21 protein-coding genes and 1 pseudogene are annotated in these 23,359 nt (G+C 67.7%); 10 read left to right on the top strand and 12 right to left on the bottom strand.

The annotated features are described in order from the left end of the window. The first annotated feature begins 84 nt into the window (after positions 1–84). Entirely contained in the window at positions 85–471 is a 387-nt protein-coding gene (locus AC50YC_RS07835; protein WP_494952980.1) for a phage holin family protein, read from the top strand. 60 nt (positions 472–531) lie between these two features. Here the strand turns inward: AC50YC_RS07835 and AC50YC_RS07830 are convergent, their stop codons facing one another. Then, positions 532–1,878: a hypothetical protein gene (locus AC50YC_RS07830; RefSeq protein WP_494952979.1), complete on the bottom strand. Its 1,347-nt coding sequence runs from the start codon at positions 1,876–1,878 to the stop codon at positions 532–534. A gap of 83 nt (positions 1,879–1,961) precedes the next feature. Beyond that, a complete protein-coding gene (locus AC50YC_RS07825; protein ID WP_494952978.1) occupies positions 1,962–2,303 on the bottom strand; it encodes a hypothetical protein in 342 nt (113 codons plus the stop codon). Positions 2,304–2,483: 180 nt separating this feature from the next. On the opposite strand from AC50YC_RS07825, the gene purB reads away from it, so the two are divergent. From purB to AC50YC_RS07810, 3 genes are all read left to right on the top strand, one after another. Continuing rightward, positions 2,484–3,926 (top strand): adenylosuccinate lyase, encoded by a 1,443-nt coding sequence (gene purB / locus AC50YC_RS07820; protein ID WP_494952977.1) that lies wholly within the window; start codon positions 2,484–2,486, stop codon positions 3,924–3,926. Further along, positions 3,923–4,594, top strand: a complete 672-nt coding sequence (locus tag AC50YC_RS07815) for a histidine phosphatase family protein (protein ID WP_494952976.1) — start codon at positions 3,923–3,925, stop codon at positions 4,592–4,594. Before purB ends, AC50YC_RS07815 begins: the two co-directional genes overlap by 4 nt. Before the next feature lie 94 nt (positions 4,595–4,688). Further along, positions 4,689–5,192 carry a GNAT family N-acetyltransferase gene (locus AC50YC_RS07810; protein ID WP_494952975.1) on the top strand — a complete coding sequence of 168 codons (504 nt, stop codon included), beginning with the start codon at positions 4,689–4,691 and terminating at the stop codon, positions 5,190–5,192. 22 nt (positions 5,193–5,214) lie between these two features. Here the strand turns inward: AC50YC_RS07810 and AC50YC_RS07805 are convergent, their stop codons facing one another. Next, positions 5,215–6,255 carry an FAD-dependent monooxygenase gene (locus tag AC50YC_RS07805; protein WP_494952974.1) on the bottom strand — a complete coding sequence of 347 codons (1,041 nt, stop codon included), beginning with the start codon at positions 6,253–6,255 and terminating at the stop codon, positions 5,215–5,217. An 83-nt stretch (positions 6,256–6,338) separates the two neighbouring features. Between AC50YC_RS07805 and AC50YC_RS07800 the strand changes: the two genes are divergently transcribed. The 4 genes from AC50YC_RS07800 to AC50YC_RS07785 all read left to right on the top strand — a co-directional run bounded on the left by AC50YC_RS07800 (position 6,339) and on the right by AC50YC_RS07785 (position 11,106). Continuing rightward, complete coding sequence (locus AC50YC_RS07800; protein WP_082492650.1) at positions 6,339–6,773, top strand: acyl-CoA thioesterase; 435 nt, start codon at positions 6,339–6,341, stop codon at positions 6,771–6,773. Between the two features lie 283 nt (positions 6,774–7,056). Then, positions 7,057–8,139: an extracellular solute-binding protein gene (locus AC50YC_RS07795; protein WP_494953071.1), complete on the top strand. Its 1,083-nt coding sequence runs from the start codon at positions 7,057–7,059 to the stop codon at positions 8,137–8,139. A gap of 88 nt (positions 8,140–8,227) precedes the next feature. Further along, positions 8,228–9,295 (top strand): ABC transporter ATP-binding protein, encoded by a 1,068-nt coding sequence (locus tag AC50YC_RS07790; protein WP_494952973.1) that lies wholly within the window; start codon positions 8,228–8,230, stop codon positions 9,293–9,295. 38 nt (positions 9,296–9,333) lie between these two features. After that, a complete protein-coding gene (locus AC50YC_RS07785; RefSeq protein WP_494952972.1) occupies positions 9,334–11,106 on the top strand; it encodes an ABC transporter permease in 1,773 nt (590 codons plus the stop codon). A gap of 19 nt (positions 11,107–11,125) precedes the next feature. Here AC50YC_RS07785 and AC50YC_RS07780 read toward each other — a convergent pair whose 3' ends face one another. The 6 genes and pseudogenes from AC50YC_RS07780 to AC50YC_RS07755 all read right to left on the bottom strand — a co-directional run. Next, positions 11,126–12,316, bottom strand: coding sequence for a 4-hydroxybenzoate 3-monooxygenase (locus AC50YC_RS07780; protein WP_494952971.1), 1,191 nt, complete (start codon positions 12,314–12,316; stop codon positions 11,126–11,128). A gap of 94 nt (positions 12,317–12,410) precedes the next feature. Continuing rightward, the gene (locus AC50YC_RS07775) at positions 12,411–13,190 is read right to left on the bottom strand and encodes an IclR family transcriptional regulator (protein WP_494952970.1); all 780 of its coding nucleotides are present in this window, start codon (positions 13,188–13,190) and stop codon (positions 12,411–12,413) included. Positions 13,191–13,268: 78 nt separating this feature from the next. Then, positions 13,269–14,432 (bottom strand): ABC transporter permease, encoded by a 1,164-nt coding sequence (locus AC50YC_RS07770; protein WP_494952969.1) that lies wholly within the window; start codon positions 14,430–14,432, stop codon positions 13,269–13,271. Next, positions 14,429–15,601 (bottom strand): ABC transporter permease, encoded by a 1,173-nt coding sequence (locus AC50YC_RS07765; protein ID WP_494952968.1) that lies wholly within the window; start codon positions 15,599–15,601, stop codon positions 14,429–14,431. Before AC50YC_RS07765 ends, AC50YC_RS07770 begins: the two co-directional genes overlap by 4 nt. A 1-nt stretch (position 15,602) precedes the next feature. Beyond that, the gene (locus tag AC50YC_RS07760; RefSeq protein ID WP_494952967.1) at positions 15,603–16,562 is read right to left on the bottom strand and encodes an ABC transporter ATP-binding protein; all 960 of its coding nucleotides are present in this window, start codon (positions 16,560–16,562) and stop codon (positions 15,603–15,605) included. A gap of 96 nt (positions 16,563–16,658) precedes the next feature. Then, positions 16,659–16,964: pseudogene (locus AC50YC_RS07755) on the bottom strand (FUSC family protein); the annotation flags it as partial. A gap of 106 nt (positions 16,965–17,070) precedes the next feature. On the opposite strand from AC50YC_RS07755, the gene mscL reads away from it, so the two are divergent. Both mscL and AC50YC_RS07745 read left to right on the top strand, forming a co-directional pair. Beyond that, positions 17,071–17,568 (top strand): large conductance mechanosensitive channel protein MscL, encoded by a 498-nt coding sequence (mscL, locus tag AC50YC_RS07750; RefSeq protein WP_494952966.1) that lies wholly within the window; start codon positions 17,071–17,073, stop codon positions 17,566–17,568. 63 nt (positions 17,569–17,631) lie between these two features. Then, positions 17,632–18,522, top strand: a complete 891-nt coding sequence (locus tag AC50YC_RS07745; RefSeq protein ID WP_494952965.1) for an amino acid-binding protein — start codon at positions 17,632–17,634, stop codon at positions 18,520–18,522. On the opposite strand, the gene AC50YC_RS07740 is transcribed toward AC50YC_RS07745, so the two are convergent. From AC50YC_RS07740 to AC50YC_RS07730, 3 genes are read right to left on the bottom strand one after another with little or no spacing between them, the layout of a single operon-like run. Then, complete coding sequence (locus AC50YC_RS07740; RefSeq protein WP_494952964.1) at positions 18,519–19,364, bottom strand: YveK family protein; 846 nt, start codon at positions 19,362–19,364, stop codon at positions 18,519–18,521. The two genes, AC50YC_RS07745 and AC50YC_RS07740, sit on opposite strands and share 4 nt — an antisense overlap. 9 nt (positions 19,365–19,373) lie before the next feature. Next, the gene (locus tag AC50YC_RS07735; protein WP_494952963.1) at positions 19,374–20,744 is read right to left on the bottom strand and encodes an O-antigen ligase family protein; all 1,371 of its coding nucleotides are present in this window, start codon (positions 20,742–20,744) and stop codon (positions 19,374–19,376) included. After that, entirely contained in the window at positions 20,738–23,359 is a 2,622-nt protein-coding gene (locus AC50YC_RS07730) for a WecB/TagA/CpsF family glycosyltransferase (RefSeq protein ID WP_494952962.1), read from the bottom strand. Before AC50YC_RS07730 ends, AC50YC_RS07735 begins: the two co-directional genes overlap by 7 nt.

Here is a 23,359-nt window from a genome sequence, read left to right as displayed (position 1 = left end):
GGGTCTCTGCCCCGATCGGATCTCCTCCCCAATAGGGGGATATGGTCCCTGCCGCTGCCGTCAGGCCCATGACAGCATGGGCCCATGCGCTCATTCATCGTACGAGTCATCGTCAACGGGCTGGCCCTGGCAATAGCGTGTTGGATCCTCACCGGCCTGAATATTTCCACCGCGGGCAACAGCACCGTCAGCATCGTCCTGGGCTACCTGTTCATCGGCCTGATCTTCGGCCTCGTGAACGCCTTCGTCAAGCCGATCGTCAGCCTGCTGTCACTGCCGATCACCATCCTCACCCTGGGCCTTTTCACGGTGGTCATCAACGCGGGAATGCTCTACCTGACCTCCTGGATCAGCAGCTACACCACCGTGAACTTCACCATCGATTCCTTCTTCTGGACGGCGGTGTTCGCCGCCCTCATTATCAGCGCGGTGTCCCTCGTGGCCAGCTTTCTCCCCGCGCTCGACCGCTAAGGACGGGCGCCGGAAGCCCCGCGGCGGGCACTCCGCCAGGACGGGGACGGGTGCTGGCCGCTAGGCCGCGGGCTGCTGTGCGGGGTCTGAGCGTTTTCCTCCCGGGCTGCGCCGTGGCCCCGGAGCGACTGGCGTGCCCCGCTGGGGCGGGAGGGCTTCGCGCCGGAGCGAGAAGCGGGTCACTGTGGCGGTTCCGCCCGCGCCCACCACGGCAGCGAGCGCGGCGGTCGAAGCCTGCAGCGAGGGATCCTGGCTGGCCGCAACGTCCCGGGCACCGTCGGCATAGCGTTCCAGGGCGTGACCTGGGCCCATCCCCGGTTCCAGCCAGTTGTGTCCGGGGATCGGAGTGGTCAAGGTGACGGTCACCCGGTCCAGCTGGTCCGGGTTCGGCAGCCCGTCCGCCCCGGGCACCCAGTCCTGCTCATGTTCCAGGTGCAGGCTGCTGGTGCCGGCCCCGGGCTCGATCGCGCCCACCGGGGACCCCGCCGTGAGCACGAACTTGAGCTCGTAGTCGGCCAGGAACGCCTGGTCCCGGCCGAGGTTCATGGCGTGGATACCGCCTTGGCTGTAGCCGACCGCGGCCACTTGGTCGCCCGCCTCGGCGCCGGCCACCGCCAGGGCCTCCCGGATGGCCGCGGCGGTCTCGGCCGAGTCGTAGCCGAGGCCCTCTGCGATACCGGCGGCGTCGAAGGGGTTGGTGCCCTGCGGCTGTCCGTCCAGCTGTGTTCCGGGGATGATAACCGCCCAGGCGCGGTTGCCGCGCTCCCCCAGCCGGAGGACCTCGATCTCCCCGCTATTCCGGCCGACGGCCCCGGCCCGCAGCAGCAGCCCGGCCGGTGAGACATCGGCCTCCTCCGTCCGGGTTTCCCGGCTCGCGATCCGGACGGGCCGGGGCCGCAGGAAGTCCAGGCCCGGCGCGTCCGTCAATCCGCGGACCGCGGCCCGAACACCGCCCGCCGGGCCCCCCGCCGTTGCGGCGCCGACCGGCAGGCCCAGCAGCAGCGCCAGCATTCCGGTCGTCAGGGAGAAATCGTCCTCCACCGTGTCGCGGACGGTGGGCGGCGGCAAGCCAGCCAGACCCCACAGCGGCCCGTACCCGGGGCCGGTTCGGCCGATCCGCAGAAGCAGCGTATTCCTGGCTTCGGCGGACTCGTACTCCCGGTGGCTCGCCCGGACCTCGCTGCAGAGACGCTCCAGCTCCGTCCGGACGCGGCCGAGGGACCGGGCTGCCTCCCCTACGGCGACAATCGCGGTGCTGCCGGAGGAGTACGAGTCGGACTGGTAGGGGAAGAGGGCGCGGCGCACCCCTTCTGCCTTTGCCTCGACCTCCGCCAGCTCCCGGACGAGCCCGTCCAGGGCCGAGGCCCCGGCCAGCAGCTCCTCGAACGAGAAACTGAGACCGCCCACGCCGCCCCGGATCCGCAGCATCCCATCCACCGGAGCGGAGGGGACGGGCGATCCCCCGGAGCCAGCCGGCGAGACCTCCGCCATCAGGGCCCCGGCCGCCCCAGGGACAGTGCCACGTTCTGGGCGTGCCTGAACACCGCGGCGGCGGCCTCCTGCAGGGCGGCACGGCTGCGACGCAGGGACGCAGCCTGCAGGGACACCGCCGTCCGGTAGGCCCGGCCCGCCGGGGACTGCCAGCCCTGCAGTTCCACATTGACCAGATGAGCCAGCACAGCGTCCGTGCGTTCAGCGCAGGCGGCCACCCGGGCAGCAAGCTGCTGGACCTCAAAACTGCGTGGGGCGCACGCCGCGGCACCAGAGGCCAGGAGATTCCCCGCGGACGCCCCGCTGCCCTCGGCGTTGTTGCTGGTGTTCGTCGTGCTCATGCTGGCGTCCGGCTGGTCATGACACCGACGTTAGGGGCCCCGCTGCCCCGGCTGAAGCTCCCCGCCCGGCCATGTGGACAACGTCCGGTGGAACCGGCAGGAGAACCGCGGAATCCCGGCCGGAAGTCACACGGATCCGCGCGCTTAAGGCCCGGCGGGACTTCGTGAAAGAATCGGGGCATGCCTGAAACTGCCGCCACAGCCGATACCCGCACGCCGTCCGGACGCCTGGCCCTCGCCGCGTCCTCACAACAGATCGCGCTCGGCCCGCTGGACGGCCGGTACCAGTCCGCCGTCGCCCCGCTGGTTGACTATCTCTCCGAAGCCGCCCTCAACCGCGACCGGGTCGCCGTCGAGGTTGAGTGGCTCATCCACCTGACCGGCAACAGCGTGCTCCCCGGCGCCGGACCGCTGACCGCGGAGCAGCAGGAGAAGCTGCGCGCCATTGTCACCGAATTCGACGCCGGCTCAGTCGCCGAACTGGCGGACATCGAAGCCGTCACCGTGCACGACGTCAAAGCCGTCGAGTACTACATCGGCCGCCGGCTGCCCGGCATCGGCATCGAACACCTGACCGCCATGGTGCACTTCGGCTGCACCTCCGAGGACATCAACAACCTCTCCTACGCCCTGGGCGTCAAGGGCGCCGTGGAGGACGTCTGGCTGCCCGCCGCCCGGAAGCTTGTCGGACAGATCAGCGCCATGGCCGGGGACAACCGGGCGGTGCCGATGCTCTCGCGCACGCATGGCCAGCCGGCCACCCCCACCACCCTCGGCAAGGAACTGGCCGTCATCGCGCACCGCCTGACCCGCCAGCTGGACCGCATCTCCCGGACCGACTACCTCGGCAAGATCAACGGCGCCACCGGCACCTATGCGGCCCACGTGGCTTCCGTCCCGGGCGCCGACTGGGAGCACGTCGCGAAGAGTTTCGTTGAAGGCCTGGGCCTGGGCTGGAACCCGCTGACCACGCAGATCGAAAGCCACGACTGGCAGGCGGAGCTGTACGCCGACGTCGCGCGGTTCAACCGGATCCTGCACAACGTCTGCACGGATATCTGGAGCTACATCTCGATCGGCTATTTCGTGCAGATCCCGGTCGCGGGCGCCACCGGTTCCTCCACCATGCCGCACAAGGTCAATCCGATCCGTTTCGAGAACGCCGAGGCCAACCTGGAGATCTCCTCGGGGCTGCTGGACGTCCTGGGCTCCACCCTGGTCACCTCCCGCTGGCAGCGCGACCTCACCGATTCCTCCTCGCAGCGCAACATCGGCGTGGCCTTCGGCCACTCGCTGCTTGCCATCTCCAATGTGGCCAAGGGGCTGGACCGCCTGAAGGTTGCGGAGGACGTGCTGGCCGCGGACCTCGACACAAACTGGGAAGTCCTCGGCGAAGCCATCCAGATGGTCATGCGCGCCGAGGCCATCGCCGGCGTCGACGGCATGGAGAACCCCTACGAGCGGCTCAAGGACCTGACCCGCGGGCAGCGCGTCGATGCGGCCAGGATGCAGGAATTCGTCCAGAGCCTGGGCCTGTCGGCGGACGCCGAAGCCCGGCTGCTGGCCCTGACCCCCGGCAAGTACACCGGCATTGCGGACAAGCTGGTGGACCACCTCGCATGAGGCTCCTGCTCATCCGCCACGGCCAGACGCCCGGTAACGTCCTGGGCCAGCTGGACACCGCCCAACCAGGCCCCGGGCTGACCGAGCTCGGGGAGCGGCAGGCCGCCGCGCTGGCGCGGTCCCTGGCGAATGAGCAGATCGACCTTCTCTTTGCTTCCACGCTGATCCGCACCCAGATCACGGCCGCGCCGCTCTCGACCGCCCGCGGCCTGGAGGTCGAGGTGCTGGAGGGCCTGCGGGAGATCGAGGCCGGGTCGTTAGAGAAGCTCACCGACAAGGAATCGCACCTGCGCTACCTTGGGACCGTGTTCGGCTGGGCGGCCGGGGAACTGCACCGCAGGATGCCGGCCGGGCCCAGCGGGCATGACTTCTTCGAGCGCTACGACGCCTCGATCACACGGATCGCCGCCGCAGCCGCAGCGACTGGCGACGCCGCAACGGTGGCCGTGGTCAGCCACGGCGCCGCGATCCGCGTCTGGGCGGGCCTGCGGGCCAGCAACGTGGAGTCGGGCTTCGCTGCCCGCCATGTCCTCGCCAACACCGGGATTGTGGCCTTGGAAGGGGATCCCGACGCCGGCTGGCGGCTCATCCACTGGGACGACAGTCCCGTCGGCGGCCTGGCGCTGGTTGACCCGACGGCGGAGGACCCCACCGGCGGCACGCTCTAGCGGAATTCTCCGAACCCTAACGCGCAGGAAACACGGCCGAAACCGGCGGTGCCTAGCGTTGATCTGCATAACCCTTCGGCGAAGCGAGGCAGCCATGCAGACGAATCCGCGGCTCAACATCCGGCAGGTCACCTGGGCCAACCCGGTGGGCGCGGATCTCCGCGCAGCCCAGCAGGCCGAACTCGACGCCCGCTTTGGCACGAGCGATCACGAACCCGGGCCGCCGCCGTCGGAGACGGACACGGCCGTGTTCCTCGTCGCCCATGACAAGGCTTCCGGGCAGCCCGTGGGCTGCGGCGGCCTGCGCATCCTCGATGCGCACACCGCTGAGATCAAGCGGCTCTACGTGCTCCCGTACACCCGCGGTTCCGGGGTGGCCAGCTCCATCCTCGCGGCCCTGGAAGCGCACGCGCACAGCCTCGGCATCACCTCCATCACCGCGGAGGCCGGCTCGGTTCAGACGGACGGCCGCCAGTTTTACCAGAACTCCGGCTTTGTCCCGGTGCCGAACTTCGGGCCGTATATCGGGGTGGAGCACTCCTACTGCTATGCGAAAACCATCGATTCGCACAGCGCCGCACACACCGCCATGGCGTAGGGAACGCCAGAGTTCGACGCCGTCAGCCGGGACCCCGTCGGCCCCCGCGCCCGCCGGCCAGCCGCAGCAGCCCGTCGCGCAGGGGCTGGGCGGTTTCCGCGAGCGCCAGCCGTGCCATGCCGGAGGACGCCACGCGCAATGCCTGGCTGCGCAGCAGCCTCCGCCGGTTGCACGCCCGCAGGGCCGCCGGGAGCGGGCGGGAGTTGAGCAGCTTCGCGAGGGTGACCGCGTCGATCAGCGCCTCGCAGGCGCCGCGCCCCAGGTTCGGGGTCATGCCGTGCGCCGCGTCGCCCACCAGCACCGCGCAGTCCCGTTGGTAGCTGCCCGGGAACGGCACCGTCCAGACGCGTTGGGCCAGCGTCTGCCCGGGCGTCGGGGCGAGCAGGACGCGGTCTATGCCGGCAGCCCGGCCGGACAAACGTGCGCGGGTAAGCGCCAATGCCTCCTCGACGTCGATGCCGCCGGGACCCAGCCCTGACCGGTATGAGGCATACCAGTAGGTGCGGCCGCGGGACGCGGGCGTTATGCCAAACAACTGCCCGCGCCCCCAGAATTCACCGCCGCCGCCGGCCGGGACCGGCTCGTCGATGATGCCGCGCAGCGCCAGATAGGGGCTGAGCCTGGCCCTGCTGCGTTCGCCCCAGACGCTCCGGCGGACAATGCTGTGCACCCCGTCGGCGCCGACCACAACGCCCGGCCGCGGCAGTGATGCCACCTGGCCGTTGGCTCTGGCGACCGAGGCCGGCACCGCCGCGTCCAGCAGCCGGAGCAGGTCCGCACGTGACACCCCGATGACGCCTGGTGCCTGCGCCTTGAGCAGAACGTTCCCGGATCCGTCCCGGAGCGCCATGCCGCCAAAGTCCGAGCCGGCCGCACGGACCGCCGGGAGAATACCCACCTCATCAAGGGCCTGCTGGGCTTCCGGCCACATGGCCAGCGACGTCTCCACTGACGGCTGCTCTGCCCGCCGCTCGTGGACGGTCACCTGAAAGCGGTGGGGGTCAAGGCATGCGGCCAGGGCCAGCCCCGCGATGCCGCCGCCGACGACCGAGAGAGCGTCCATGCCCAGAGTCTACGGCCGGCGCGCGGGCCGGCGGGATCCCGTCACACTGCCGGCGACACGCCGCCGTCGACTAATCTCGCACTATGGAACCGGCCGACATCACCTTCCGCACCCGCAAGTGGGTGCGGCCCGAAGACCTGAACGCAAACGGCACGCTGTTCGGCGGAAGCCTGCTGAAATGGATCGACGAGGAAGCTGCGATCTACGCCATCCTGCAACTCGGCAATGGCCGGGCAGTCACCAAGTACATCTCCGAAATCAACTTCGTCAGCTCGGCCGTCCAGGGCGACCTGATCGAGATGGGGCTGACGGCCACCCGCTTCGGGCGGACCTCGCTGACCATGCGCGCCGAGGTCCGCAACATGATCACCCGGCAGAGCATCCTCACGATCGAGGAAATTGTCTTCGTGAACCTCGATCCGCACGGCAAGCCCGCACCCCACGGGTACACCGAAATCACCTACGACCGGGACCGCATCCCGACGCACCACCTGACGGAGACGCTCGAGGAGGATTAAGGCAGGCTGTGGACCCCGGCCCCCTCCGCGCCACGGGACGGCTACGACCGTCCGGCCCGGCATCACCCCGGCGCGTCGGAGCGCCCCGATGTTCACGGCGCGTTCAGGCCGCAGGCGCACGACGTTCACCCGACCACACCAGACTCGGTTGCCAAGGACGGGCTATTTCATCGATTTGATAGCCATAACCGCTAACTCCTGCGTCGTCCGCTATAGGCTGGCCGGACAAATGCCATCTGGCCCCGTTCAGAAATGAGTCTCACTCGTGCGCAGATTGAAAACCATGGTTGCCGGCGCCGTCGCCGTCGCCCTTCTTTCCGGTTGCGGCGCGGGCGCCGCAGCCCCCGCCTCGTCCGGAGCAGCTACCGGGCCCGCCGCCGTCGCCCCCTCGGGACCGCCCTCCGGCGAAACGCTGATCGTCTACACGAATTCCAACGGTGAAGGCCGCGGCGAGTGGCTGACGGAGAAGGCGGCAGCAGCCGGCTTCAAGATCGAAATCGTCGGCGCCGGCGGCGCGGACGCCACCAACAAGCTGATCGCGGAGAAGAACAACCCGATCGCAGACGTCGCCTTTGGGCTCAACAACATGTACTTCGAGCAGGTCAAGGCAGCCGGTGCCATCGCACCGTTCACCCCCGCCTGGTCCGCGGAGGTCGACACCGCCAAGGGTGACCAGTCCGACAGCAAGGCCTACTGGCCGCTGGTCCAGCAGGCAATCCTCCTCGGCTACAACACGGAGAAGTTCAGCGCCGAAGAGGCCCCCAAGGACTGGACCGAGCTATGGACCCAGGACAATTTCAAATCCCGCTACGAGCGGGTCACCGGCCTCGGTACGGCCACCGCGCAACTGGTCTTCGCCGGCGTCCTGACGCGCTACAAGGACGACGCCGGCGATCTGGGCGTCTCCGACGAGGGGTGGAAGCAGGTCGAGGAGTACTTCAAGAACGGGACGCCCGCAGTGGCGAAGACCGACCTGTTCGCCCGCATCGCCTCGGGGGAGACGGACATGGGGCAGATGGCCTCCTCGGTCATTCCCGAGCGTGAGAAGTCGTTCAACGTCGACGTCGAGACCGTGATGCCGTCCGTTGGGGTGCCGCTGGCCATCGAGCAGGTTGCCCTGGTGAAGGGAACGGACAAACAGGATGAGGCCCTCAAGTTCATCGACTGGTTCGGCAGCGCTCAGACACAGGGTGAATGGGCCCAGCAGTTCAACTCCATGCCGGTTAACAAGGCAGCCGTGGCTAAGGCCAAGCCCGAGGTCGTCGAGTTCTTCAATACGCTCAAGCAGCAGGACATCGACTGGAACTTCGTGCAGGAGAACATGGGCGCCTGGGTGGAAAAGATCGAACTGGAATACATGAGCTGACCCGCGCACGGGCTGCGGCCGGCCGGCCACAGCCCGTGCCTTTTCTGCTGGACACCCCCGCTTCGCCGCTAGCACAGGACAGGTTGCCATGATCCGTTTCGAGAACATCGAAGTCACCTTCGGCGACTTCACCGCCATCCCCAACCTTGATCTCCAGGTGGAACCGGGAGAATTCTTCACGCTGCTTGGACCCTCGGGCTGCGGCAAGTCCACCGCACTCCGCACCCTGGCGGGGTTTATCGAGCCGTCCGCCGGAGAGGTCTACGTCGACGGCAAGGCCGTCACCCGGCTTCCGAGCGACAAGCGCCAGGTCGGCATGGTGTTCCAGAACTACGCCCTGTTCCCCAGCATGAGCGTGTGGGAGAACATCGCCTTCGGCCTTCGCGTACGCAAGGAGAAGGCGGCCGAGAGCGACCGCCTCGTACGCGATATCGCCCGGCGGGTTGACCTGTCCGAGGACCAGCTGCGCAAAAACGTGGCCGAGCTGTCCGGCGGACAGCAGCAGCGCGTCGCCGTCGCCCGGGCGCTCGTGCTGCAGCCCAAGATCCTGCTGCTCGACGAGCCGCTCTCCAATTTGGATGCCAAGCTTCGCCACCAGCTGAGGCAGCAGCTCAAGGACCTCCAAAGCGAATTTGGCATCACCACTGTCTACGTCACCCATGACCAGGACGAGGCACTGGCCATGAGCGACCGGGTAGCCGTCTTCAACAAGGGTGTGGTCGAGCAAATTGGCACTCCGCAGAGCATCTATGACGAATCCGCCACCGAGTTCGTCTGCAATTTCATCGGGGACAGTTCACGCCTGACGGCCGGGTTCGTCGCGGAACTGAACCGGCAATCGCGTCATACCCTGGATCCCACGGCCAACTCCTACCTGCGCGTGGAAAAGGCGTCCCTGGATCCCGCCGGCGGCAACGGATCGGCCGTCCCGGTGCAGGGGACTGTGGTTTCGAAGACCTATCACGGCCTGCACAGCCGGTACATCGTCCGCTGCCACGGCGCCGACATCCGGCTGCTGGTCAAGGAAGACGGCGGGACACACCCCGCCACGGGCAGCCAGGCCACGGTTTACGTCCAGCCCTCCCACGTCCTTCAATACCACCCGGAAACAGGTGTCTCGCTTAGGAACCGGCTGCAGGAAGCGACCACCCTGTGAGCACGGCGGGCGGCTCGAACGGCGGGAGCATCCGGAGCATGCTCCGTTCCCCCGCAGTCCTGATCGTCGGGGTCGTGCTGACCTGGTTCATCGCGGCTTTCCTCGTCTGGCCCAATGCGAATGTCCTGATCCAGACCTTCTTCCCGGACGGGAGCTTCTCCGGGCGCGCCGCCGAAAAGCTGTTCTCCTCCCAGCGGGCGATGAAATCCCTGGGCAACAGCTTTCTGCTGGCGATCGCCTTGTCCATCACCGTCAACGTCGTGGGAATCTTCATTGTGCTGGTCACCCAGTACTTCAAGATCCGCGGCTCAAGGGTCCTGTTCCTCGGCTACGCCACCACCTTCATCTACGGCGGCATTGTGCTGGCGGCGGGCTACAAATTCATCTACGGGGACAAAGGGATCGTGACCGGCTTCCTGGTGGGGTTGTTTCCCGGGATGGATCCCGGCTGGTTTTCCGGTTTCTTTGCCGTCCTGGCCGTCATGACGTTCGCCACCACGACGAACCACATGCTGTTTGTCACCAACGCGCTGAAGGGCGTGGACTACCAGACCATCGAAGCGGCCAGGAACATGGGAGCCTCCACCTGGACCATCCTCCGGCGGATCGTCCTGCCGATGCTTAAGCCGACGCTGTTCGCCGTCACCATCCTCTCGTTCCTGACCGGCCTCGGAGCCCTCAGCGCCCCGCAGGTCCTCGGCGGCCGGGAATTCCAGACCATCACGCCGATGATTCTCACCTTCAGCAACAGCCCGACGTCGAGGGACCTCGCCGCCCTGCTCGCCGTGATCCTCGGTGTGGCCACCATCCTGATGCTGGCGGTGATGACCCGGATGGAAAAGGGAGGAACGTACTTCTCGGTCTCGAAGGTGTCCGCCGGGCTGCAGAAGCAGCAAATCCGAAACCCCGTGGCCAACGCTGCCGTCCACGTCGCCGCGTACCTGCTGTTCGCCGTCTACACGCTGCCCGTGGTGCTGATCGTGTTGTATTCCTTTGCCGACGGCGCCGCGATCCAGACCGGCCAACTGGTGCCGGGGAGCCTGACTTTCGACAACTACATCCGGGTCCTCACCCAGCCCTCGGGCCTGCGTCCCTTCATCATCAGCATCGTCTACAGCGCACTGGCCGCGCTGATCGCCGTCGGAGGCCTGCTCTTCGTTGCCCGGCTCCTGCAGTTGTACCGCAACTGGGTCACGTCGGCCGTCGAGTACCTCCTCCACATCCCGTGGATCCTCCCCTCCGCCCTGCTCGCCCTGGGCCTGATCCTCAGCTACGACCATCCGAACCCGCTGGTAGGCGGCGCCGTCCTGACCGGGACCACGGTGATCCTGCTCATCGCCTTCGTGACCGTCAAGATCCCGTTCACCCTGCGGATGCTCAAGGCCTCCTTCGCTTCGGTCAACTCCTCGCTCGAAGAAGCGGCCAACATCATGGGCGCCAAGACGCTGTACGTGTTCCGCCGGATCCTGCTGCCGATCGTCCTGCCTGCAGCGGCGGCGATCACGGCGCTCAACTTCAACAGCATGCTGGATGACTACGACACCGCCATCTTCCTGGCCCACCCGCTGTTCCAGCCCCTGGGCCTGGTGATCAAGGCCAACACGGACGGCGCCGAGGGTGTCGACGGGGTCTCAAACACCTTCGTCTACACCGTGCTGCTGATGGTCATCACCGGTGTGACGATGTATCTGGTCTACGGCCGGGCGGGCCGGAAGTCCGCCAAAGCAGCGAAGGCCGGAGCGGATGGCAAGGAAAGCACGACGCCGGTCCTGGTCGAAGCCGCGCCGGCCGAGTCCGTGCGCGTCCCCTAGCCCGCCCGGTGCCCCGGTGTTAGTGCGCGCCCGGCCAGCCGGTGTACGCCTCGGCGAGGTAGGCCCGGCCGTGGCGGGATGACACTACCGAGTTGAGCTCGCCGAGCTGGCGGGCGCGGGCGAAGTCGTCGGCGTCGACCGGGGTGTGCAGCATGGACGTCATCCAGTAGGAGAACTGCTGGGCCTTCCACACCCGGTCCAGGGCGCGGTCGCTGTAGGCATCCAGGAGCACGGTGTTCCCGGTCTTGTAAAAGCTGTCGAAGCCTTCGAACAGCACCTTGACGTCGTGCAGCGCCAGGTTCAGGCCCTTGGCCCCGGTCGGCGGGACGGTGTGGGCGGCGTCGCCGGCGAGGAACAGCTTGCCGTGCCGCATCGGGGCGTGCACGAAGCTGCGGAACTTCAGGACCGTCTTGTCGATGACCGGCCCCTCCTTGAGCTCGAAGCCGTTGCCGTTGACCCGGCTGCGGAACGCGTCCCAGATCCGGTCCTCGCTCCAGTTGTTGACGTCCTCGTTCGGGTCGCACTGGAAGTACATCCGCTGGACGGTTTCGGTCCGCTGGCTGATCAGGGCGAAGCCGTTCTCGGAGTTGGCGTAGATCAGTTCGTCGGAGCTGCGCGGGGCTTCAGCCAGGATCCCGAACCAGGCGAAAGGGTACTCGTGGAAGTACCACTTGCGCTGGGCCTCCGGGATCTGGAATCGGCTGTGGCTGCGCGAGCCGTCTGCGCCGGCGATGAAGTCTGCCTGCAGCTCCCATTCCACGCCGTCGGCGTCGGTGAACAGGACCTTCGGCGTGCCTTCGAGGTCTTGGATGGTGGTGTCGGTGACGCTGTAGCGGACGTCGCCGCCGTCGGCCTGGCGCCGTGCGGCGAGGTCGAGGAAGACGTCGGTCTGGGGGTAGAGCCAGACCGACTCGCCGACGAGGTCCTGGAAGTCGATCCGGTGGCTCTCCCCGTTGAAGCGCAGTTCGATGCCGTCGTGCCGGTCGCCGTCGCGCAGGACGCGGTCGGAGACGCCGCTGTCGACGAGCATGTTCACGGAGCCGTGTTCCAGGATCCCCGCGCGGACGGTTTCGGAGATTTCCTGGTGGCTGCGGATCTCGATCACGGTGGATTCGATTCCCTGCTGGGCCAGCAGGTGGGAGAGCATCAGCCCTGCCGGGCCAGCCCCCATGATGGCGACCTGGGTGGTAATGACTATGCGGTTTGCCATGGTGTCCTCGCTTCGTTGCGGGGCCCGGACTGGTGGGCGTCAGGGGCCGTGTGGATTCTCTGGCTCCAGTGTGCGCCCGGACGCGTGATGGGCGTTACACGGATTCCGCTGAATGGAATACAGTCGTCGCCGATGGCCCCTGCAGCTGCCGGCCGATCCCGCGGGCGGCTGTCTGCAGGGCCGGAACCAGCGCCTGGAGCCGCACCTCGCGCAGGGGAACGACGACGCCGAGCGCCGCCACGGTGCGGTTCCTCGTGTCCCGCACCGGGACGGCAATCCCCCAGGTGTCCGGGTCCACGACGCCGGCCAGCTGCGCAAAGCCGTGGGCGGCCGTCTCCTGGAGCAGGGTGCGGAGTTCCTCCGGCTCGACCTTCCCGGCAGGGTCGTGAAACTGCTGGAGGTACTCCGCCTGGACCGGCGCCGGCTGGTAGGCCATCAGCGCCAGCCCGGCGGAGGACACGTGCACCGGCATCCGTCCGGCGATCTGGGCCCGGTTCGCCACGGAGCCGCGGCGGGAGAGGCGCTCGACGAACAGCGCCTCCCAGCCCTCCAGCACAGCTAAGTTCACGTTCTGGTTCAGCACCTGCTGGATATCCTCCATAAAGGGCATGGCCGCCTGTCGGAGGGCGAGGGTGGGCGAATTCCGGTTGACCAGCTCCCACAGGCGCAGGCCCAGCCGGACGGATCCCCCACTGCCCAGCTCCAGCAGACCATGTCCGGCAAGCTGCCGGACCAGCCGGTGGGCGGTGCTCAGCGGCAGCCCGGCCCGGTCCGAGAGCTCGGAGAGCGGCAGCACGGTGACACCCTCGGGGAACGCTGAGATCACCCGGACCACACGGTCCACCACGGAGTCCCCGGTGCCGGAGTTAGCCATTGCATCACTTCCGTTGAATGGATTCTGTTTCCACTCTACGCCCGCCCGTGCCCGCACGGGCCCGGGATCGCGCGGCCGTTACAGGGCCCGGCTGAGGCTGCGTCGCAGCAGCCAGCCGCCCAGCACGAGCAGCGCGGCTGCCATGCCGGCGAGCACGCCCAGCTCCGGCAGGACATCGCCTAGGCTGCCGTCGTGGCGCTGGATGGTTGCCAATGCTTCATAGGCCCAGCGGTGGGGCGTGGCGAAGGAGATCGCGGCCAGCGTGTCCGGGAAGAACTCGGGCGGCACCATGCAGCCGCCCAGGCCCGCCAGTACGAGTCCGCCGCCGACGCCCACGCCGGCCGCGGCGGTGTCATTGTCCATCACGGAGCCGACCATCATCGCGGCGGCTGCCGAGACGGCGCAGAAGAGCACCAGCACCAGGGCCGACAGCCACAGATTGCCCCAGTCGACGCCGAACAGCAGCGCGGTGCCGACCATGATGAATCCGCCCTGGACGAACGCGATGGCGAAGCGTCCCAGCGCCTGCCCGGCCACGATCTGGCCGCTGGACACCGGGGTGGACATGACCCGGCCGACCACACCGAACCGTCGGGCCTGGATCAGCGTGGCCGCACCGGTGAGTGAACTGAGGAAGACAAAGAGCAGCAACTGCTGCGAGGCCCCGAGATCGAACTTTCCCAGCCCCCGGAACTCCTGCACGACGTCGCCGGTGTCCACGAATTCCACCGTCGGCACCGCCACCTGCGCGGCGGCCTGGTCCAGGGCGGGGCGGGCCTGCTCCTCGGGGACTCCGGCGCCGGTCAGGGCAGCGAGCTGGCTCCGCTCCAGCCCCACCGCCTGCACAGCCGTGCGGACCTGCTGCATCACGGCCTGGGCGGAGGACTGCGAAGCCATCACAACGTCGAGCTCCGCGGGCCGCCCGGCCTCGTAAGCGTCGGCGTCGGAGTCGTCAAGGAAGACTCCGACGTCGGTGCGGCCGCGGCTGAGGTCCGCCCGCGCCGCGTCCGCGTCGCTTGCCGTGACGTCGACGCCGGACGATTCAAGCTCCGCACCCAGGGCCTGGGCCAGCCCGCTGCTGGGTCCGGCGATGGTCACCCGGGGCTGGCCGCTGCCGGCACCGAACTGGGAACCGAGCAGCAGGATGAGCATGAGGGGAAAGATGAAAACGAAGAAAATGTTCGACTTGTCCCGCAGAAAACGCCGCAGTTCCACCGTGGCGATCGCGACCATGGCGTTCATACCTGCGCTCCCCGGTCCGGGAGGAGGCGCGAGAGGAGCAGCCCGGCCACGGCGAACGCCAGCATGACCGCGACCGGCCCCGTTACGTCCCCCAGGGTTCCGCCGCCGGCTGAGATGCCGAGGCCGCGGATGAACGCGCCGATCGGGTTGAGGTCCAGCAGAGTAGCGGCGAAGCCGGTGCCCTGGACCGGGAAGAAGGCGCCTCCCGCGATCCCCAGCACCATCGCCAGGATGGACTGCGCCACGTTGGCCTGCTCCGCCGTCCGGACCAGCCGCGCGACCACGAACGTCAGGCTGGTAGCCGCTGTCACGACGCTAAGAATCAGGGTGGCCACCACGGGCGGCGAGCCGAAGGAGACGCCGAACAGCTGGGAGCCGGCGGTGAGCAAAACGGTGGTGGCAGTGACGCCCAGGATGAAGCCGGTGCAGGCCTTGGCCGTTATCACGGCGCCGCCGGTGACCGGCATCGACCGCAGGCGGGCCAGGGTGCCCTGTTCCCGCTCCGCGAGCAGCCCCAGGACGCCGAATCCGACCGTGAACATCAGGAACAGCCCGGCCTGGCCGGCCACGAGCGTGCCGCGGAGCGAGAGTTGCTCGGCGGCCGCCTGCCCTTCGGTCAGGGTGAGCAGGCTTGGTCCGGCCGCTGACCGCTCGGCAAGCGCCGCGAGATCCTGGTGCGGCAGCCCGGAAAGGCCTCCGGCGGCGGCGGTCACGGTGCCGGCGGCGAGCTGGTCCACGACCCCCTGGACCACGGAGATCAGCACGCCGGTTTCCAGCGAGGCGCCGTCACCCTCGACCAGCTGGACCGACGCGGCCTGTCCGGACAGCACCGCGTTGCTGAAGCCCTCGGGAATGATGATGCCAAGGTCCGCGCCGCTGGCCTGGGTCTCGTTGCGGACATCCGCCGCCGGGACCCGTTTGACGGTAACGTCCATGATCTCGAGGGAATCAACGGCGCCGATCAGGGCGGCGCCCAGCTGGTCGGCGTCGTCCGCGCTGGCGACGACGGTGGCCGGCTGCAGGTCAACGGTGTCCTCGCCGAGTCCGCCGAACACCAGGCTCAAGACGCCCATGAGCGCGAGCGGGACGATGAGGGAGAAGATGAAGACGGACTTGTCCCGGATGCGCTGGCGCAGGTCGTTCGCGACCATGGTCCACAGACCGGGCATCTCAGTCCCTCAGCGCTTTGCCGGTCAGGTGCAGGAAAACTGACTCCAGGTCGGGCCGGACAATCTCCACGGACGTCACGGACATTCCGGCGTGCCCGGCGCCTGTCACGATCCCTGCGAGTGCGGTGGGTCCGTCGCTGACCGTAAGGATTAGCCCGGCGCCGTCGTTGTCGACGCGCTGCACGGCCGGCAGCCCGCGCAGGGCCTCCGCAGCCCGGGATGTGCTGCCGCCGCCGCGGAGGTTGATCCGGTCCACGCCGCCGGTGAGCGTGATCAGCTCGTCCCGGGTGCCCTCGGCCTGGATCCGGCCCTCGTCAATGATCGCAATCCGGTCGCATAGCCGTTCGGCTTCCTCCATGTAGTGGGTGGTGTAGAGCACGGCCATGCCTTCGACGGAGAGCCGTTCGACGGATTCGAGGATGGCGTTGCGGGACTGCGGATCCACCCCCACCGTCGGTTCGTCCAGGATCAGCAGGCTGGGCCGGTGCAGCAGGCCGATGCCGATGTTCAGCCGGCGCTTCATGCCGCCGGAGTACTTCTTGGTCAGGTCACCGGCACGGTCGCTCAGGCCGATCAGCTCCAGCACCTCGTTGGTGCGCTGGGTGAGCTCCCTGCCACTGAGTCCCTGCAACCGGCCGAAGAACTTCAGGTTCTCCCGTGCGGTCAGGTCCGGATAAATGGCCAGTTCCTGCGGGACCAGGCCGATAATCCGCTTGGCCTCGGTCTCGGACGGGGTCATGGCCCGGCCCGCCACGCGGACGGTTCCCCCGTCGGCGGGAATCAGCCCCGCGACCATGGAGATGATGGTGGTCTTGCCGGCGCCGTTGGGTCCCAGCAGCCCGTAGGTTTCCCCGGCGCGGATGTGGAAGGAAACGCCGTCGACGGCGGTCAGGTCCCCGTAGCGCCTGACGAGTCCACTGACGTCCAGCACGTCTTTGGTTTGCGTCTGTACTACCTCCACCAGCAATCCCCCATCGCTTTGTTTCGTCCAGACTAGCCTCGGGGTCCGGCCGGGCAATGGACAGGGGCCTTTGGCCCGGTGCCGTGTCCGCTCGTGCTATTGCGGGCCAGGCGGGCCCGGGCGGCGGGCGCGAAGGCGGCACCAGGCCGACGGGGCCAGCACGACGGCGATGCCGACGGCGGCTCCGATGACGGTGTCGAGGATCCGGTCCCGCAGCAGGATCCCCGCGAGCAGCACCAGCCCGAGGGCCGTGCCCACGATTCGTTGCAGCCCGCGGCTTACCCGGTGCCGGGTAGTGTGACCCACGAGCGGGACGACGGCGGCCACCATCGCCCAGTAGTTGTGGCCGAAACGCAGCCGTTCGCCAAGCAGCGTTGCCAGGGTTTCGGCCAGGCCGGCCGCCGGCTGTGGTCGGGAGACCAGGCCGCGGAAGTGATAGCGTCTAGCGGTTGATCCCCGCGACCGGGACACGGCACACAGAGTTACATCAAGGCACACCGGAGGACCCATGCTCAAAGGATTCAAGGACTTCATCCTGCGCGGCAACGTGATCGAACTGTCCATTGCAGTCGTGGTCGGCACCGCTTTCACCGCCCTGGTCAGCGCGTTCACCTCGAATATCGTGAACCCGATCATTGCGGCGGCCGGCGGGGTCGAGACCGACGGGCTGGGCTTCCACATCTGGCCGGGCAACGAGAAGACGTTCCTCAACTTCGGCGCGGTCATTACGGCGTTCGTCACGTTCATGATCACGGCCGCCGTCGTCTATTTCATCTTCGTGGCACCGATGAACCGGATCAACCATCTGGTCAAGAAACGCCTCGCCACTGCCGAGCCGGAAGAGAAGCCGATCCCGGCGGACACGGCGCTGCTGGCAGAAATCCGTGACCTGCTGGCCCAGCTCGCCGGTGCCGAAGACGGGCGGACGTCCGGCCTGACCCTGGCGCGGGACGGCGGGCCGGCCGGGGAGCGCATCGTCGAGGCGGCCGGCCGGCGCAGCCGCTAGTCTGAGCGGAATCGTCACCGGCTGGCAATAGGCCCGTAACAGCCGCCGGACATCATGGGACCCATGAAGCCCTCAGCCCGTGGCAGAAAACACGGCGGAACACAGGTCCCGGCCGCCTCCGAACTGAGCTGCGAAGTCTGCGGCCTGATGCCCGAACCGACCAAAACCCGGCTGACCCTGGCCAACGTCGCCGTGATGCTGCCGATCGAGCTGGTGGTCCATGCGGCGGTGGTGGGGACGCAACTGTCCTATCTGGCGAAGGTCCTGGTCCTCACGCTGACCGCCACCATCCTGGTCATCTGGGTGGCGGAACCGTCAGCGACGCGGATGCTGCGGCGCTGGCTGCACGCTCCTGCCCTGCGGCACCGCCGCCGGCTCGGCGCGGCACCGGCCCTGTGGCGCGCCCGCACGGTCGTGAAGGACCGGCCCGGTTCACTGCAGAAACTCACGCAGTCGCTGGCCAGGCTGGACACTAACATCCTGAGCATCCATGTCCATCCGGTCGACGGCGGTGTGCTCGATGAGTTTGTGCTGTCCGCGCCCGGCGAGCTGGCCGAAGCGGAGCTGCTGAAGGCCCTGCGCGACGGCGGCGGCCTTGACCCGCATGTCTGGCCCACCACGGCGCTGGCCATGGCCGACGGGCAGACCGGGGCGCTGAGCCTCGCGGCCAGGATCGCGGCCAACCCGGCGGAGCTGCCGCTGGCGGTGGCTGAACTGCTGCGCGCCCGGATCGAGGCCAGGCCGGACTCGGGCACCGTTATTCCGGCTGCCAAAGCGGGCACAGTCCCGGCCCCTGACGGAACCGTCCTGAGGATCCCGACCGCCTGGCACGGTCCCATCACCTTTGTCCGTCCCGGCGAGCCGTTCACCCCGGCGGAATCCGCCCGGGCGCACCGGCTGGCCGAGCTCGCCGAGATCCTCGCGCACAGCCCGGCCGCTGGCCCCCGGGCCTAGCTCCTGCGGGGTCGGCTGTCCCGATCAGGCACCGTCACCAGGGAAGTCTCCTGATCATCTTCGACGCCGGCCTGTTCCACGTTCTTTACGCTGCGGGCCTGTCGGACCGGACCCTGTCCCTGGCCGGCCCGGCTGGCGGCCGGCCCCGTGGTTCTGTCGGCCTCCCTGTCCACGTGTTTTGCCGGTTTTTCGACGACGGGCCGCCACGCCCTGGCCAACTCCACGGACCGCGCCACGGACACTGACACGAAGAGCAACAGAGCTCCGGCGACGGCCACGATGATGAGGGTGCGCAGCCGGCTGGAGAAAATCTCACTCGCTTGGCCGGGACCATCGATGGTCAGGGCGGAATAGAGATAGCTGTCGTCCGCACCGTTGATGGTCTGCACTTCGTGCAGGGTCGTATCCAGGCGCTTGCCGAGTGCCGTCGCGGTGTCCACCGCCTGGGCTGGCGAATTCCCCGAAGCCGAAATCTCCAGCAACATACCGGATCCAGAGCTCAGAGATTGCCCAACGGTGTACTCGGCCCCTAATCCCAGACTCCTCAACTGCTCCGCGGTCTCCTGAGCTCCGAGCTTGGTTATCAGCACCTGCGCCAACAGGGCGCGGTCGCCGCTGCGCAGGTACGGATTGTCGCCGTTAATCGCGGCCAGCTCCGGCTGAGCCCGCAATTCCGCCTCGGTGGGCGTCTTGGGGCTCAGCAGGGCATAGGTCATGGTTGCTTCGTAGCTGCGCTGGCCAATGAACATTACGTAGACACACGCAAAGATCGTCAGCAGGGCCACGGGCAGGGCCGCCCATTTGTGCCGCCACAGCGTTTTTAGTACCGAAATCGGATCCATAGTCTCTTCCTATCCCCCGGGTTGTCGGACTGGCGGCATCCTCAGGGGAGCCGCCAGGCCAAGTGCAGTTTGATTCTTGACCATCAGCCAGGACGCTCCTGACAGACCTATAAAAAACGGATACAGCAGGGCAAACACCGGGAACGACATCGAGTCGAAAGTGCCGGATGCCACGGTTGTGATGAGACCGGCAGCGGCGGCTGACGCTGCCAGCAGTTTCAGGTCTGCCCCCTCAGCAGTCCTGGCAGCCGCCAGTGCGGCGAGAGCGGGAACCACCAGATAGGCCATCAGCCCCACCAGCCCGACGACGCCCATGGTCACGGCCGTGAGCAGATACTCATTGTCGAAAATATCGAGCGCGTTCGTCGGGATCCACGTTCCCGGACCGGTGCCGAACCATGGCCGGTCGGCGACCAGCCGTAGCGCCAGAGGGTAGTCTTCCGTCCGGTACGTGATGGACGGATCCGAACTTCCGGCCGTGGCTGCGTTGAACAGGGTGGAAATCAGGCCCGGCACGGCGATGAAGAGCCCTGCGGCACCCAGCGGCACGATGACCGTGGCCCACTGCCTTGCGAGCCTGGGCAGGAAGGGAACGGTGACGGCCAGGGCGATGACCAAGGCAAGCAGAGCGGACCGCGAGACAGTCAGTGCGTTCGCGAGCACAAACAGCCCGACAAAGGCCCAGTGGACCAGCTTCCTGCCCTGTCTGTCATAGAGGGCGCGCCAGATGGCAATGGGCAGCAGCATCGCACTGACCACGCCAAGTTCGATGGGGTGCAGCGTTGTGCCCGCCACGCGCATAAGTGAACCGCGGGCCTGGAAGGCGTTGAAGTCTCCATTCTCCACGAATCCCACCATGAGGGCGCTGATCCATTCGACGGGATTCGTGTGGGTGGTGAACTGGAGGAGCGCCGCGATACTGCATACGACGCCGCCGGCGATAACCCACCTGACGACTGCCATGGCGTCTTTGACGGTCCGCACGCAATCGGTGGTGACAAAAGCTATTCCGGCCGCGGCAAACATCAGCAGCATCCAGCGGTCCGCGGCTGCCCGCCCGTCGATGGTGCTGGCCCCGCTCAGCCCGGCAAAGAGATTGCCGTAGCTGAGGCACGAAGCCAAGAGAAGGGCGAGGACGGCAGCCCGGCCCGGGTGCCGGAACGCAACCGGATCGTGCAGCCCCAACAATGAGGAGAGGGCCCAGAGGCCGAATAGGCCCAGGGCGAGCATTTGTGGCAGGCTGCTGCTGGCCCCGATCGGCTCCAGCACCATGTAGGGCGGAAATGCCAGGATTGAGAACAGTGTTGCCTTGAGCAGCCAAGGGGGACCTGCGGGCTTTCGAGGGGTGAGCAACACCCGTTCCGGTGACTTCTTCAGCACGGTTCGCCGCCGTCGATGGGCTGCCGGGTGCTGGCATCGCGCTCCCACGCGCCCGGCCGCGCGTTCCCACGGCGGCCGGCAAGGGCGAATCCCACGTAAACCAAGGCGTGGCCGGCGGACAACGGCCCGCGAACAGTTCGGACGACCTCGGACAGCGTGTGGCCGGCGCTGCCCTGCCCGCCGCGCTGTTCGGCGTTTCCGCGATAGACGCGATGCAGCACCGCCACTTGGTCCTTGGGCGTGCGCGGCGGGCAGACCACCGCCGGGGCTACGTCCAGGACGGCCTTTTCCCGCGGCTCGAAGAGACGGTCCACGAACAGATCATCGGCGATGAGATCGGGAAACTGCTGGAAACGCTGCCGCCCTTCTTGGGACAGGCCGTACACGCCACCGCCCCATAGGCCGCTGCTGGCCATTGGAAGCTGCAGACGGGTCCGGTAATACGAGTGGATCAGCGGGTGGGCGTCCTGAAGGTCAAAGCGCACCGCCGGACGGGCAGCCAATACTTGTCCGGAGACCAGTGCATTGAGGACGTCGGCCACCGTTCCTGGGCTGATCTGAACATCAGCGTCAAGGTACAACCGGGGCCAGGACGTGGCGACGGCGTCTCCCGCATTGAGAGCGGCAGTCTTGGACGGCTGCGGCATTTCCAGAACGGTCACGCCCTCGAACCGCCGCGCGATCGCGGCGGTGTCATCCGTACAGCCGTTGCAGGCCACAATGACCTCTAATTGCCCTGCCGCAGCCAGTGGGGCGAGCGGCGCCAGCGTCCGGGCAATCACGGAGGCCTCGTTGTGGGCCGGAATAATCACCGAGCCGTGGGGGATCCCGCCATCGTCCACGACGTTCGCCATCTCCGTACTCGGACCGGGCAGTGCAGCCCAGCGTCGCTCGTCGAGCACCGTCTGCAGCACACCTCTGCGGCCCGGTTTCCAGCACCGCAACACCTCAGAGAACGCCACGACCCCGTGGAACACTGCCGAGTAGGCCGCGGAATGGTACTTGCGAATGTAGCGGACCCGATTGACCGCCAAAAGGGCATTCAACTGGGGTGAACTGCCGGAGGCACCGCCGGCATGACTCATCACCGCCCCGGGTTCGTACCAGACGGTTTCCCCCATGGTGCGCAGGCTTCGGAAGAAGTCGGTCTCTTCGCCATAGAGGAAATAGGACTCGTCCCAGGTCAGTGAGTCGGCCACGGGACGCCGGACCATGAGCGCGGCACCCGTTGCCCAATCCACAGTGTGGGGATGGGCGTAGCTCTCGGGGCTGAGGTCGGTGCCGGAAAGCCAGTCGGGCCGGTTGGGCGCCCGCCGGCCCAGAAGCGCATCACCTACAGCGGTGGAGATCGTGGGTTCCCGATACAGTGACCGGCTTGTGTGACCGCTGGCATTGAGCAGGCGCGGAACCACCGCCCCCGCCTGTGATGCGAGCAGCCGTTGCATCATCGTCGTCAAAGAACCGGGTTCCACGGTGAGGTCGGGGTTCAGCACCACAACCGCCGCAGCATCGCCGGCCCTTCGCATGGCCGCATTGATGCCACCGGAGTAACCCAGGTTTCCCCCGGTGGCGAACGCGAGCACGTCGGGGTGCTCGCCGCGAATGAACTCCAGCGTCCCGTCGCTTGAGGAGTTGTCCGCCACCACCACCCGCAAAGTCAGGTCGATGGTTTCGGCCCTCAGGCTCTCGATCAAAGCCCCCACGCAGTCTGCGCTGTTGTACGTCACCACAATCGCAACGGCGTCCGCGGCGCCGTCGGGCCCTGTGAAGTGGCCGGGCGTCCGGGGGGCCGGGTCTGACTTCGTCAAGCTGTCCGGCCGGGCCGGCGGTACACAGCAGGACGTCGTTCGGAGTTTCAGGTAGGCCGGCGGCCCATCAACGAGATAGCGTCCAGCCAGCCGCCGGGGCTCCAACGCCAGCCTGTACCCCCACTCCAGGCCGTGCTCGCAAAACCACTGCGGTGCCCGCTGGACCCGGCCGGCCAGGAAGTCCACCGCCGCACCGAAGGCCAGCAGCACTGCCGCCCCCGTGAGCCCCGCGTACCGGTCAATCCAGAGTTCCTGGCGTGGTTTGCCGAGGCCCACGTAGAGGATCTGCACGCCCGCCTGCGAAATCTCCGCGGCTATCCGTTCGGATTCCGTGGTGGAGGCCAGCTCCTCGCGACCCGGAGACCACATTCCCACGAGCTGAAGACCGGGGTGCTCAGTCGCGATCTTCTGAGCGAGGAGCTGCTGGTTGGCAACAGATCCGCCCAGGAATCCCACCCGCAGCCCGAGTTTCTCGGCCTGCGCCAGGAGGGGCGAGGCAAGATCGCTGCCGGCCAGCCGCGGCCACCGGTGACCGGTGAGGCGCTGTGACTGGGCAACCAAGGGTGCGCCATCCAGCAGGTAGAGCCACTCCACGGTGCTGGCGGGGTCCGCGTGCAGTGTGCCTGCCCAGCGGCCGCCGGTGCCAAAATGGTGCAGGTGGTCGAGGTTGACGGAGGCCACTCCGAGCGGCCGCAGTCCCGGACCGCCGGCTGCCCTTGCGAGGATCCGCTCCAGCGCCGGCTCGGGATCCATCAGGTCTACGGGTGTGCCGCCCAGGATAACCTTGTTGCTGTCCAGCATGTCCAT

Source organism: Pseudarthrobacter sp. MDT1-56 (assembly GCF_059383555.1).
This window is presented reverse-complemented; position numbering and strand designations above follow the sequence as displayed.